The 14,302-nt window shown below is 34.5% G+C and carries 11 protein-coding genes; 8 read left to right on the forward strand and 3 right to left on the reverse strand.

The genetic code is table 11. From position 1 onward, the window contains the following. The first annotated feature begins 22 nt into the window (after positions 1–22). The 4 genes from plsY to AC3QLY_RS11705 all read left to right on the forward strand — a co-directional run bounded on the left by plsY (position 23) and on the right by AC3QLY_RS11705 (position 3,042). Complete coding sequence (gene plsY / locus AC3QLY_RS11690) at positions 23–670, forward strand: glycerol-3-phosphate 1-O-acyltransferase PlsY (RefSeq protein ID WP_074420883.1); 648 nt, start codon at positions 23–25, stop codon at positions 668–670. Positions 671–849: 179 nt separating this feature from the next. Further along, positions 850–1,689 (forward strand): M48 family metallopeptidase, encoded by an 840-nt coding sequence (locus tag AC3QLY_RS11695; RefSeq protein ID WP_081301373.1) that lies wholly within the window; start codon positions 850–852, stop codon positions 1,687–1,689. A gap of 132 nt (positions 1,690–1,821) precedes the next feature. Further along, on the forward strand, positions 1,822–2,511 hold the full coding sequence (locus AC3QLY_RS11700; protein WP_074420884.1) for a YdeI/OmpD-associated family protein: 690 nt from the start codon (positions 1,822–1,824) through the stop codon (positions 2,509–2,511). 3 nt (positions 2,512–2,514) lie between these two features. Beyond that, a complete protein-coding gene (locus AC3QLY_RS11705; RefSeq protein ID WP_074420885.1) occupies positions 2,515–3,042 on the forward strand; it encodes a class IV adenylate cyclase in 528 nt (175 codons plus the stop codon). A 1-nt stretch (position 3,043) separates the two neighbouring features. Here the strand turns inward: AC3QLY_RS11705 and dnaG are convergent, their stop codons facing one another. Further along, on the reverse strand, positions 3,044–4,972 hold the full coding sequence (gene dnaG / locus AC3QLY_RS11710; protein WP_074420886.1) for a DNA primase: 1,929 nt from the start codon (positions 4,970–4,972) through the stop codon (positions 3,044–3,046). An 84-nt stretch (positions 4,973–5,056) separates the two neighbouring features. Here dnaG and AC3QLY_RS11715 point away from each other — a divergent pair, with 84 nt between their 5' ends. The 4 genes from AC3QLY_RS11715 to AC3QLY_RS11730 all read left to right on the forward strand — a co-directional run bounded on the left by AC3QLY_RS11715 (position 5,057) and on the right by AC3QLY_RS11730 (position 11,361). Further along, the gene (locus tag AC3QLY_RS11715) at positions 5,057–5,803 is read left to right on the forward strand and encodes a DeoR/GlpR family DNA-binding transcription regulator (protein ID WP_074420541.1); all 747 of its coding nucleotides are present in this window, start codon (positions 5,057–5,059) and stop codon (positions 5,801–5,803) included. A 279-nt stretch (positions 5,804–6,082) separates the two neighbouring features. After that, positions 6,083–9,163 (forward strand): SusC/RagA family TonB-linked outer membrane protein, encoded by a 3,081-nt coding sequence (locus AC3QLY_RS11720; RefSeq protein WP_074420887.1) that lies wholly within the window; start codon positions 6,083–6,085, stop codon positions 9,161–9,163. A gap of 17 nt (positions 9,164–9,180) precedes the next feature. Then, a complete protein-coding gene (locus AC3QLY_RS11725) occupies positions 9,181–10,461 on the forward strand; it encodes a RagB/SusD family nutrient uptake outer membrane protein (protein WP_074420097.1) in 1,281 nt (426 codons plus the stop codon). 132 nt (positions 10,462–10,593) lie between these two features. Then, positions 10,594–11,361, forward strand: a complete 768-nt coding sequence (locus AC3QLY_RS11730) for a DUF4197 domain-containing protein (RefSeq protein WP_074420098.1) — start codon at positions 10,594–10,596, stop codon at positions 11,359–11,361. An 18-nt stretch (positions 11,362–11,379) separates the two neighbouring features. Here AC3QLY_RS11730 and AC3QLY_RS11735 read toward each other — a convergent pair whose 3' ends face one another. Both AC3QLY_RS11735 and AC3QLY_RS11740 read right to left on the reverse strand, forming a co-directional pair. After that, the gene (locus AC3QLY_RS11735) at positions 11,380–12,021 is read right to left on the reverse strand and encodes a J domain-containing protein (RefSeq protein ID WP_074420099.1); all 642 of its coding nucleotides are present in this window, start codon (positions 12,019–12,021) and stop codon (positions 11,380–11,382) included. 52 nt (positions 12,022–12,073) lie between these two features. Continuing rightward, positions 12,074–14,299 (reverse strand): patatin-like phospholipase family protein, encoded by a 2,226-nt coding sequence (locus tag AC3QLY_RS11740; RefSeq protein WP_074420100.1) that lies wholly within the window; start codon positions 14,297–14,299, stop codon positions 12,074–12,076. Positions 14,300–14,302: the final 3 nt, after the last annotated feature.

A 14,302-nucleotide genomic window follows, 5' to 3' on the forward strand; every position in this document is an offset into this window, starting at 1 on the left:
GTAATAGAAGACATTTGTACAAATGAAAGAGATCATACTCATCATAGCAGCCTATTTAATTGGTTCTGTTCCTACATCAGTTTGGGTAAGTAAACGTTTTTTTGGAATCGATATTCGGGATTATGGCAGCGGTAACGCCGGTGCTACCAACACCTACAGAGTGCTGGGCAGTAAATGGGGCACTTTTGTGATGATAATGGATATGTTGAAAGGCGTTGTTGCTACTTCGCTCTATATACTTTACCCTGAATATTTAACCAATGAATTGCATCGTACCAATTTAATGATTGGATTAGGATTGGCTGCAGTACTTGGCCATATTTTCCCCATTTGGGCCGGATTTAAAGGAGGGAAGGGTGTAGCTACTTTGTTTGGTATGGCATTGGCCATTCAACCCATTGTTGCAGTAAGTTGTATAGGCGTGTTTTTAATTGTATTGTATTTAACTCGTTTTGTTTCTTTAAGTTCCATACTGGCAGGTGTTGCTTTTATGGTTTTAATACTTTTTATTTTTAATGAAAAAGAAACCTTGTACCGCATATTTGCTGTAATTGTAGCCCTGATGATCATTTTAACGCACCAAAAAAATATTTCGCGTATGATAAAGGGTACTGAGAGTAAAGTTCCTATTCTGAAACACAGAGACAGGCGAAAAAAAAGGAATGAATAATTCTATTGCACTGCTATACCTCACTTTATGTGTAATTATATTGCACATCATTTTTCTGTCAATTCTGCGAATATATGCGCTTCGGCATTAGTTTGATTAGTGTATGAGCCGTAATACCGTAACTAAAAATATAAATAATTTAAAAATATTATGTGATTTTATTTTAAATAAAAATTTATATGAAAGCAGCGCATCTATTTTATGCTTTAAAAAAGTATTATTTCTTTGCATTTTCTGGTATACTTATGCTGGCAATAAGTGGTTGTAGCCGAAATTCTATTACCGGAAGAAGTCAGTTAAGTTTGGTGCCTGAAAGTGATGTGCAGGCAATGGCTATTACACAATATCAATCTTTTTTGTCGGTTAATAAAGTAGTGCCTGCAACTACTAAAGATGCAGAAATGGTACAAAGGGTAGGGCATAGAATTGCCGAAGCCATTCAGAAATATTATACGGAACATGGACAACCCAACGCACTGAAAAATTATCATTGGGAATTTAATTTGGTAGATAGTAAAGAAATTAATGCCTGGTGTATGCCCGGTGGAAAAGTGGTAGTATATACCGGAATTTTACCGGTTACGCAAAATGAAACCGCATTAGCCATTGTTTTAGGGCACGAAATTACCCATGCGGTTGCAGGGCACGGTCGTGAAAGAATGAGCCAGCAACTTTTAGCACAAGGTATTGAAGTAGCCGGAAATGTGGCTTTGGCAACCAATACAAGAGCAGTTAATTTATTTAATCAGGTATATGCCCCTACCGCTCAGGTAGGTGTTTTATTACCCAACTCACGAAAACAGGAATATGAGGCCGATCATTATGGCCTCATATTCGCTGCAATGGCAGGATATGACCCTCGGGAAGCGATACCATTTTGGAAAAGAATGGAGGCTTTAGGAGGCGCCAAACCACCCGTTTTCCTGAGCGATCACCCGGCAGATGCAGACAGAATTCAAAAATTAGAGGCTTTAATGCCCGAAGCATTAACCTATTATCATCCGGTATCAGGTAATTAGGTCGGTAATAATCGGTAAATATTTGTCCTGTTTAAGATTCATTCTTAAAAATATCGGCAAAAACAGATTATTTTCATTAATTTTGCAATCCTGTTCATCTCCCAATTACATCACCTGAAATTTGTTTTAGGCATGTCAAATCAGAGTTTATTTGAAAAGTTAGAATTAAATAATGAAAGGGCAATTCTTATACAAGGACTGCCTTCTTCCATTGAAAAACAATTCGTTAAGCTATCTTACGCTAAAAATGTTACACCTTTATTAAAGTCGAAAAAGGTTGATTTTGCACTCATTTTTGCCATTAATATTTGCCAGTTAAATACTATTTTAAAAGAAGTATTTGCAGCTTTACACATGGAAAGCAAACTTTGGATAGCATTTCCAAAGCAAACCAGCAAAATTGTAAGTGATTTAAACAGAGATTGCAGTTGGGCCTGTTTAACCGATAAAGGGTATGAAACAATTGATCAGGTAGAAATTGACCATGTATGGAGTGCGATGCGGTTTAAAAAACTTGCCTCTGCCGTTGTGGTTGAAGAAACCGTTGTTTCTGTTAGCGGTGTGGTTGAAAATGAACCAAAAAAAGAAACCAAAAAGAGAATTGATTTTGATAAGAATTTAATTGTGCCGCCTGTTGAATTAGAAAAAATTTTTACGAAACATAAAAAAGCAAAAGAAATTTTTGCTGCATTGCCGGTTTCTCATCAAAAAGAATATGTAAGCTGGATTGAAGGGGCAAAAAAACAAGATACCAGGCAGCGCAGGCTGGAAGCTGTTATTGAAAAATTAATGGCGGGTAAGAAAAATCCGCTCGAAAAATAAATTATGGCATTTATTAATATAGAAATTAAAGCAAAATGCTTTCACCCCGAAAAAGTGGAAGCATTTTTAATTGGTGCAGGTGCTGATTTTAAAGGTATTGACTTTCAGAAAGATACTTATTTTAAGGTTGAAAACGGCAGACTGAAATTGCGTCAGGGAAATATTGAAAATAATCTTATTTATTATGAACGCTCCAATCAGTCAGGCCCCAAACCATCTTATTTTCAATTGGTACAGGTAAAAGACAGTAATATACTGTTAGATATGTTAACCCGTGCAATTGGTAAAAAAATTGTGGTTGATAAAAAAAGAAAAATTTTCTTCATTGAAAATGTAAAATTTCATATCGATGAAGTGGTTGGCTTAGGTTTTTTTGTAGAAATAGAAGCCAGTAATTTATTACATCCCGAAAAAACAGAACAGGAATTGCAGGCACAATGTACTGCTTATATGGATGCGCTGAATATACATGAAGAAGAATTATTGCAATATAGTTACAGCGATATGCTGATGGAGATGGATCTGCAATAAATTATTTTAAAATAACGGTACCTATTTTCTGTGTAAGTTCCCGTTCAATTGCTTTTAAATGCTTGTGCACTTCTATTAAACGTATTTGCTCCTCCATACTTGCATTTTCCATATCTTTCTGGTTTTGCACAAACATTTTTTTTATTTTCCTAAGTTTAAAATAATCAACGCTTAATAAAATATCCTGATGTGCTACATCCCGGTTGGTAATATTCAGGCCTTCAATTTTTTCATCCCATTTCTGGCTCAGTTCAAATGGCGAAACGGTGGTGGTAATTACCAACTGCCTGATGGCATTGTTTTCATGGTACAAAAATGTTTTTGCATCGGGTTGTTTATCCTGTTCATATAACTGCCTGTACTCTTGAATGGTTTGGTTAATTAAATCATTTTCAATTTCAAAATTTTCAATTTCCTGAAAAACAAAATCAGCCATCGTCATGGTTTCATCCCATTGCTTTAAACCATGCTCCAATAAGGCACGCAGTAAATTACGTTCCTGTAATTCATCCTGTTGCAGCAACGAAATTTCTTCGGTTGCAGTATTGGGTTGTGATGGCAGTGTAGACGTGGTTGAAGCATCAGCAAAACTATTTTTCTTTTCTGCTTTTGATATTTCATTTCTTTTGTAGGTATTAATCAGGTTATATAAACCTGCCTCATCTACATTTAGTAATGCAGCACTTTGCTTTATATAATGATGCTGTTTAGAAAAATCTTCAACTTTATTAATTTTACTGAGGCTTTCCGCAATTTGATTCACCACTGCATTTTTTTTTGCCACATCATTCCCCGCCTCTTTCAGCAATAACTCTAATTGAAAAAGAATAAAATCTTTTTTATTGGCAGCAACAAATTCATTAAAGGCAACGGATCCCAATTGGCGAACATAACTATCGGGGTCTTCATTATCCGGAATCAGTACCAGTTTTACATTCAGGCCTTCTTCCAGCGCCATATCCAATCCTCTTAATGCTGCTTTAACACCGGCAGTATCACCATCATAAATAATGGTTAAGTTGTTGGTGTATTTTTTAATGTTGCGCAATTGATCGATAGTGAGGGAAGTGCCACCACTGGCCACAACATTCTCAATACCTGCCTGATGCAGACTAATCACATCTGTATATCCTTCCACCAATAAACATTCATCAGCCTTATCAATAGCCTGACGGGCAAAGTAAATACCATACAGTACTTTGCTTTTAACGTAAATTTCGTTTTCAGGTGTATTGATGTATTTGGGTGCTTTATCGTTTTTGCCAATAATTCTGGCCCCAAAGCCAATAATTTTTCCGGTATTGTTGTGGATGGGAAAAATGATTCTGTTCCGGTAATTATCTACCCAGTCAGATTCATTTCTTCGAACAACCAATCCTGACTTCAACAAAAGTTCGGGATTGAACTGATAACTGATTAAATAGTTGGATAGTGGATGATTGGTGGAAGGGTTATATCCCAACTGAAACTTTTCGATAATCGCATCGGAAAAATCTCTTTCATACAAATAACTCAGTGCAATTTGCCGGCCTTCTTCTGTATGAAACAATGCATTTGAAAAAAATTTCTGGGCATGGCTGTTGAGGATATACAGGCTATCTGCAGTTTGCTGCTGTTGAACCTGTTCGGCACTTACCTCGGTTTCTTCAATGGGTACATGGTATCTTTCTGCCAGCCATTTTAAAGCCTCAACATAACTTAATTTGTTATGTTCCATTAAAAAAGTAATGGTATTACCACTTTTACCACATCCAAAACATTTGTACAGTTCTTTAACCGGCGATACGGTGAAGGAAGGAGTTTTTTCATTATGGAAAGGGCACAAACCCAAATAATTGGCACCGCGTTTTTTTAGTTTTACATAATCGCCAATTACATCGAGTATATCGATACGGTTTTTAATTTGTTCTATGGTTTGTGGGGTAATCATACAATTTGCAAATACGAATATCTGCAATTAGCAGGTGGTTTAAAAAATTTATTTGTAGTTTAGTGGCCTTACAAAAATATTAATATGTTAAAAAAGGAAAGGCAGGCATATATTCTGCAACAAATTAATATCCATAACAAAGTATTATCGTCTGATTTAAGCGTGCAAATGAATGTAAGTGAAGATACCATTCGGCGCGATTTACAGGAGTTGGATGAGCAGGGTAAAATAACCAAAGTACATGGTGGTGCATTATCGAAAGCCTTCCATTTTACTTTACAGAGCAATGTGGTATACCAGCAAACAGAAAAGCGTATGATTGCTCAAAAGGCCATTGCTTTATTAAGAGATGGTATGTTTGTACTCCTGTCAGGTGGTACTACCATTGTAGAAATGGTAAAAGTTTTACCAAAAGAATTGAGTGTAACATTCATTACAGTAAGCCTTCCGGTAGCATTGGAGTTATTAAATCATCCCAACAGTCAGGTTATTTTTTTGGGAAATTTACTGTCTAAAAACGCACAAATTGCTGTTGGTGCCGAAGTTGTAACTCGTTTAAGCGAAATAACCGCCGATATCTGTTTTTTAGGTACTAATAGCATTGACGCGGAAAAAGGCATTACTGATTTAGAATGGGAAGTAATTGAAGTAAAAAGAGCCATGATTAGCAGTGCGTTAAAAACGGTTTCATTAGCTATTTCAGAAAAAGTAAACACGGTACAACGCTTGCAGGTTTGTAAATTAGATGCCATTCATACCCTTATTACTGAATTAGAGCCTACACATTCTCGCTTAGAGCCCTATAAAACTGCCGGTCTTCAAATTTTATAAGTACCATCTCAGGCATTTTAAGGTGTATTATGCTGTTTTAATGTTGCAATATTTTGCGTTTTTTAAATAAAAATGTAAAATTTTGCCGATTTTTATTTTTTTTCTTAGAATTTTTTATGTAATTATGTGATGCTATTATTAAAAGGCATCTTTACATTTATGTAGAAGAAAAATAATTTTATTATTGCGTTTTATTGCGTTATTCTGCATTTGTTCATGTTTTTTATAAATAGATTACGGCTACTTTCTGGAAATATTTAATTAACCAAAACTCTATTTATGAGAAGAAGAATTAAAAACTGCTTATTCTTTATTTTGTTTCTTACTTTCATTTTAGGAAGTATTCAAGAACTAACTGCGCAAACATCTATTATTTCAGGAAAAATTTTAGATGCAGAAAGTAAATTACCGTTAGAAGGTGTTACAATCAAAGTTCAAGGAACAAACATAGTTTCACAGTCTGACGAGAATGGTGCTTTTTCTATAAAGGCAAAAATTGGCCAGACTTTAATGGTAACACATATAGGGTTTTTAAATCAGCACATTAAAGTAAATACAAAATCTGTTGTAATTATATTACAAAGTCTAGCAACACAATTAGATGAAGTAGTGGTAACAGGTACTTCTGAAGGTACTACCAAGCGTCAATTAGGAAGTTATATTGCAACTGTAAAATCAGATCAGTTAGCTAATGCTACAAGTGGCAATGTTTTAGCTGCTTTGCAGGGAAAAACAGCAGGGGCACAGATTACACAAAATTCAGGTGACCCTGCAGGAGGGATATCTGTGAGATTGCGGGGAATTAGTACGATTTCTGGTTCATCTGAGCCGCTTTACATAATAGATGGCGTAATAGTTGATAATTCAACAAACAGAGTTACAAATACAGATCCAAGTTATTCAGGGCAAAATTTTGTAGGTACTATAGGTACCAATAGATTAGCTGATATAAATCCTGAAGACATTGATCATATTGAGGTATTAAATGGTGCTGCTGCAACTGCCGTTTATGGATCACGTGCAAATGCAGGGGTAATTCAAATTTTTACAAAAAGAGGAAGTATCGGAGCGCCTGTTGTTAATTTTTCAACAAATGTTGGAATTAATCAGCTTCGAAAACAAATACCGGTAAATATTGCGCCTGTTAAATTTGGCGGGGATCCTATGTTGCAAACCCAAACTATTTTAACGCCATCTATAACAAACACTACTGCTGTTCAACGTTATAATTATCAAGATTATATTTTTCAAACAGGGTTAAGGAATGAAAATAATATTTCTGTTTCCGGGGGTAAGGATAAAACCAAATATTATGCATCGGCTGGGTATTTATATAATGAAGGTATTATAAGAAACACAAATTTTAGCAGATATAGTTTTCGATTGAATTTAGAGCAAATAATGACAAAATGGATGTCTTTTAATTTAACTACAAATTATATTTACGATTTTGATAATGAAAAGCCAGATGGTAATACTTTTTTTTCGCCAACTAATGCAGTAACTATTATTGGTAATTATTATGATATTCAGAAGAGAGATGCATTAGGGAATATTCAGGCTGTTGGTGAAAGAGGAAGGGTAAATCCAGTTTCGGTAATTGAAGATTTTAAACAAAAGCAAACTGTTAGCAGAATAATAAGTGGTATTGGGTTAAAAATAAATCCAATTAAAAATTTATCTTTTGATTACCACATGGGAATTGATAATTATGCTCAAAATGGAATTACTTATTTACCCCCTTATGCTTATAATGTAAGTACTGCATTTTATGGCGGAGGGCCAACATTAGATCCCACATTAAATGGATATGCAAGTACAGCCACAAATACTTATTTTCAAATTAATCATGATGCTAATTTAACTTATCGGTTTAATATCAATAAAAATCTTTCTTCAGTAACTCAACTTGGTTATTCTCAACAGTATATTAAAAATTATTATACATTATTGCAGGGGAGAGGCTTACCACCAAGTGTACAATCGGTAGGTGGAGCAAGTACTTTGTTACCAGGATCTGATCAACGAAGTGAGGTTTCAATTTCCGGAGAATTTATCCAACAGAATTTTAAATACAGGAATCAATTTTTTGTTACCGGGGCAATAAGAGTAGACGGTTCATCAGTTTTTGCCACATCGCAAAGAAATCAGGTATATACAAAACTTAGTGGAAGCTATGTTATTTCCGGTACTGATTTTTGGGGAAAACTTAGATTATCAAATTGGTGGAATCTGTTTAAAATCAGGTCAGCTTATGGTGAATCAGGAAATTTGACAGGAATACCTGCTTATGGAAGGTTTAATACACTATTTGCTTCTCCATTTTTAGGGCGTGCTTCTTTCCAAACCGGCAGTGCATATACAAACCCAGATATTAAACCGGAAAGGCAAAATGAGATTGAGATAGGAACTGATATGGCATTCTTTAATAATCGTATAAATGTAACTTTTAACTACTATAATAAGAAAGTGACCGATTTAATTATAAATCGTTTAATTGCACCTACAAATGGTTATTCGAGTTTATGGGATAATATAGGTTCACTTAAAAATCAGGGTTACGAACTTGTCTTAAATCTTGTTCCTGTTCAAAAGAAAAATTTTACTTGGGAATCTACAATAATTTATAATCACAATAAAAATGAAGCTACCAATATCGGCCAGCAACTTATTTTGTATAATACCAATGGAGGTGCTCCGGTTGCAATTATTGCCGGACAACCAATAGGTGTTTTTTATGGAACATTCTTTGCCAGAGATAACAATGGCGGATTAATTAAAAATACTTCCGGAATACCACTAACTGAAGCAGGAACACAAAATTCGGTACTGAATTATACTCCGGGCAGAAACCAGTCTGGCCTCCCCTCCGGTTCTGTATTACAGAAAGTAATAGGTAATCCCAATCCAAAATATACAGGAACAATTACAAATGATTTTACCTATCGAAAGTTTTTATTACACATACAAATAGATGCCGTACAAGGAGTTGATGTATTTAATGCTGATTTTAGAACACGACAGGGGGTAGATAATGGTGTTATAGCTCAGCAAGAAGATTTAGGGCAAATACCTCGAGGTTATGTTGCCGGCGTGTATCCAATACAAGAATGGAGAATTGATAATGGTAGTTTTGTAAAACTTAGAGAAATTTCAATTGCTTATCGAATTGGTAATATAAAATATTTTAAAGATTTAACTGTAAATTTAAGTGGACGAAATTTAATTTCATGGGATAACTATAAAGGGTACGATCCGGAAGTAAATGCCGGCGGGCAAAGTACTATTCTACGTGGTATTGATTTTGGTACCGTGCCAATTCCTAAAACATTCAGTATAGGAATTAATACTAAATTTTAATTTTTAAATTTTATTTTATGAAAAATAATATAAATGTATTTCTATTTTTATTTGTAATTTTAATTACTTCATGTTCAAAAAAATTTACAGATCCTTCCGGTCCATCTGTCCAACAGGCTTTTAATTCTCCTCAATCACTTACTGCCGTTGCTGTAGGATTGCAAAATTGGTATACTGCGGGCAGAGGAGGTAATGTATACAATTACATCTCAACAAGTGGCCTATTGGCAAATGAATTATTTGTTGTAAATGCAGGCAATACAGATGAGCAGCAATTTTATGCAGGAGGTAATTTTGTTTTAAACACCAATGGAATTGCTACAAGTATGTGGTCTGTTTCTAATAAAATTATAGCTGATGCAAATAATATCATGAATAATTTATCTGTTGTAAAAGACCCGGGCTATGCAAGTGGGTTATTGGCTTATGCATCAATATTTAAAGCTTTAGCTATGGGAAATTTAGCAACTTTTTGGAACAATATCCCTGATACCATTGGCTCTAAAGTAAATTTTATAAGTAGTAATGATGGATTTAATAAAGCACTTGGTGTTATAAATAATGCTATTAATGTAATAAATACAACATCTCCAAATACTTCTTTTTTGAATAATATACCGGCAGGTATAGATTTACTGAATACTTTATACGCATTAAAGGCAAGATATTCTTTATTTGTTGGTAATTATTCTGATGCACTTTCAGCAGCTAACTTAGTTAATTTAAGTACTAAATCTATTTTCAATTATAATACTATTACATTAAATCCAATTTTTTCAATTGCGGCCTCGACAAATAATGTATATCAGCCAACAGATAGTAATCTTGGCCTACCAGCAGGTATTCAGCCAGATCCGAGTGATGCTCGTTTACCATTTTATTTATCTACAAATGCCATTGCACCAATTTATAGAATAAAAGGCTTTTTTAATACTTCCACAGGTAGTATACCTGTTTATTTGCCAGGAGAAATGACTTTAATTAAGGCAGAAGCTTATGCCAGACTAAATGACTTGCCAAATGCTTTAATTCAACTAAATATTGTTGTAACTAAATCACCTTCTTCAGATCCATTCGGGATTGGTGCTAACCTTCCACCAACTAGTTATACAGATCAAAATGATTTATTAAACAAAATTTATAAGAACAGATGTATTGAACTTTATATGTCTGGTTTAAAATTAATTGATGAAAGAAGATTTAACAGAAACGTTTCTGAACGTAAAAGAAACTATTTACCTTTTCCATTTGTCGAAAGAAATGATAATCCAAATACGCCTAATGATCCTCCCTTTTAGTATAGTTCAATTTTTAACTATTTTTAACAGCGATTCAAATAAGTTTTTGTTTCGCTGTTTAAATTTGTTGTTATAAAAGTTAGTAGTAAATCAAGTTATTAATCATATTTATATTTGGTAAAATTTTTTATAATGAAATTGATTTTAGTGTTTCTTAGTTTTTTTTGTTTTTCAATATTTACTTCCCATGCCCAACTTTTAAAAGGCTTATTGAAAAATAATGCCAAAGATTCAAGTGTTGCGAATGGCGTTGCGGCGCTGGGTAATTTGGTAAAGGGCAATGGTTCAGGTACCGGGCTTTCTAAAGATGATATTATTGATGGCTTAAAACAGGCGTTGGAAGTGGGTGCGAATAAAAGTGTTACACAACTTTCGTCACTGGATGGTTATTTTAAAAACAATGCTATTAAAATTTTAATGCCACCTGAGGCTCAAAAAGTTGAAAATACATTGCGTAACATGGGTTTGGGTAACGAAGTAGATAATGCTATTTTAACCATGAACCGCGCTGCTGAAGATGCTGCAAAGAGTGCTGCTCCTATTTTTGTAAATGCCATTAAAGGCATGATCATTCAGGATGGTATGCAACTTTTAAAAGGAGGAGATTCTGCAGCTACCCATTATTTAAGAGAAAAAACAACTGCATCATTAACCACTTCTTTTAAACCAATTGTTGAACAATCATTGGTGAAAGTAGATGCTACCAAATACTGGAATAGCGTTTTCTCAACCTATAATAAAGTTCCGTTTGTAAAAAAAATAAATCCTGATTTAACAGGATATGTTACCGAAAAAGCGCTGGATGGTTTGTTTTATCAGGTTGCACAGGAAGAGCAAAAAATCAGAAAAGATCCTGTTGCCCGAACAACCGATTTGTTGAAAAAAGTATTTGCGCAATAATGGAGTCTATACCGGCTTTTATGCAATCTTATAAATGCCTATACAGATTAAAATAGCGGCTAAAAGGGCTACAAAAAATTTATATTTATCCCAATAATAACGTTGTTTCTTTTCCTGCAATAGTTTTTCTATTGCAGTTTTTTGTGTAGTACCATCAAAGGATAGTCTGATTTCAATGGTTTCATATAATTGCAGGCTGTTCTTGTAGTTCAATGCATGTAATAAAGCAATGAGTTGGCTTCGTATTTTTTCAATTAAAATTGTATTTGATTCTTCTTTTAAAATCAACAGATTATTGGCTGATAAAATAATTTCAGTAACCATCAATAATACGGCATCTTCATTAACGTTATCGGCTTGTTGTAGTACTTTTTTCTGTAGTTGTATACATTCAGCCAATATTGAAGCACCATTTGTAATGGTATAGGCAGGTAAATGTGCTGCATAATATTTTAAATGAAAGGCCCTGCGTTGTTCGGGATTGGAAAGAACAGTATAGGCCTCATTTATTTTTTTAAAATAATCATCCAACATTTCTGAATTGCCGGTTTTATCAGGATGATATTGCATGGCTAATTTTCGATACGCTTTTCTGATGGCGCCATCACTGGCATTGGGTGCAACCCGTAATATTTGATAATAATCTTCCATCCAATTCATTCATTGTTTGTTGGCTATAAGTATAACAATCTGTTCAGCTGGTTGTTGGGTATTAAAATGGAATACCCAGATTAATGTAAGGAAGCAACATTTTACTCTGATCAGAATACATAGCACTGATTTCTAATGGTCCTAATACAAAATTATAGCCAAATGAAATAGAATAGCCCGATAAAAATTTGGCTTTTTCAGGCATAAAATTTCCATCTACAAAATCATAAAAAGCACCATTGGCTTTTGTGATGATATAACCATTGTTAAATATCTGATAACGCAATCCAACCTGCATGGCTGCAATGCTATTGGTAACAACGGATCCTTCTGCCAATCCTGCAAATGTAATTTGGTTTTTATACACATTTGTTAAGCCGCCCACATTAAAGGCATTAATTACATCACCGGTATTTCTCCAATTCAATCCGCCCTGAAATTGGGTAAATAAAGTTTTTCGTTTGGTGAGTGGAATATATTTTTCGGCATTTACAAACGCTCTGTAATAACTTTTGTAATGAATGCCAAGTGAATCGGGATTAGAAATTTCATTGCCATTTAAATAATATTCTATATTAGGATTTTGATTGATGACTTCTCCAAATTCTATATCTGTTTTACTGCCATTTTTCGGGTAAATGGGGTTGGTTAAAGAATTGGCTTTGATAAACAAATAAGGGTTCAAATAACTGATGCCTCCCCGGGCTTCAAAGGCTGCGGGCAATTGTGGATGATAATTTAAATTTTCAAATCGGGTGCCCGCACCTAGCGAAAGTTCACGCGTTGGCGAGTAGCGTAAATTAACATCAGCCAAAAAATAGCCTTGTTTAAATAATCCCTGTTTGGTAAAATTATTGTAACTGTTAATGTTTAATGATTCAATTTGTGTAGTGGCAGTCAATGAAAATAATTTGTGTTTGCCAAAATATTGAATATGCTCACCGCGCAATCTCATATTCTCCCCAATATTTACTGTTACCTGACTTTTAGAATAGGGCGTAAAAAAATCGCGACTGGTAATATTGGCAATTAAACTAATGCCTGTAAACTGATTGTAATTTACGCCAAGTTTGGCAAATGTTAAGGGATTTTCTTCAACATCAAATACTATTTGTGCAGTACTATCTGTAATGGGTAGCAATGAATATAAAATTTTATTGTAATATCTCGTGCCAAAGGCTTTGCGAATATGTTCCGACAAATCAACTGCAGTATACCATTGGTTCAGAGTAAACTGCATTCTTTTTAAAAAGAAATTGGCATCTGTTTGATGCAGGCCATTTATACTACATGCAGTAATTTTTACTGCACGTAGGTTTGGCAATGCCTGTTTTTGAAAATGCAGATTGCCATACAAAGCTTGCAGCGAATCGGCAAGATGTTTAAAAATGGGATAATATTTTTCACCGGTTTTATTACCTGAATCAATAATTTCATCAGCCGAGCCAAAACTGCCCATGTTGTAATCTTCTAAATCATGCGGAATATAAATATTGCAAAGGGCTTTCTCTTTAATGGCATCTTCATCATTTCTGAAAAATGCTATTTGTAACAGTACCTGAATAATATTATTAATTTTATCTTTCGGTAATAAGCCACTGGCTACATTACTGCCAATTAAAAAATCTGCTCCCATTTTTTGTGCATCAATTACCGGAAAGTTTCTTACCACGCCACCATCTACTAATTTTTTCCCCTGATAATTTACGGCAGTAAAAACAGAAGGTATGGCCATGCTGGAACGAATGGCATATACAATTTCGTTACTGTCTAATACCACGCCATCGCCGGTAGAAATGTTTGTGGCGATGCATTCAAACGACTTTGAAAATTTTTTAAAGTTTTTTATTTTATAAGCAGGAAAGTACAATTCATTTAATTTTAGCCATAACTCTTCTGATTCAATTACGCCACTGGGTAGTCGGAAGCTATTGTTTACCCAGGGCAGTTCAATGGCATATTTGCCGTAATCTACTTTTTCCTGCATGCTGAAGGATCGGAGCGAAATATTGTTGGAGAGTAATTGATCCCAGTTGGTTTGCCTGGCTATTTGTTCAATGGTATCTGCCGAGTATCCCAATGCATATAAAGAACCAATTACAGCACCCATACTGGTGCCTGTAACATATTTTATAGGTAGTTGAGCAGAATCGATTGCTTTTAATACGCCAATATGGGCTAATCCTTTTGCGCCACCCCCACTTAAGGTTAATCCTACTGCAGGATGTTGCGCCAACAATTTGGTGGAAAGTATAAAAAGCAGGAAAAAAAATGTAAGGACTTTCATACC

It is taken from the genome of Hydrotalea sp. GW822-HT8A01 (assembly GCF_058798575.1).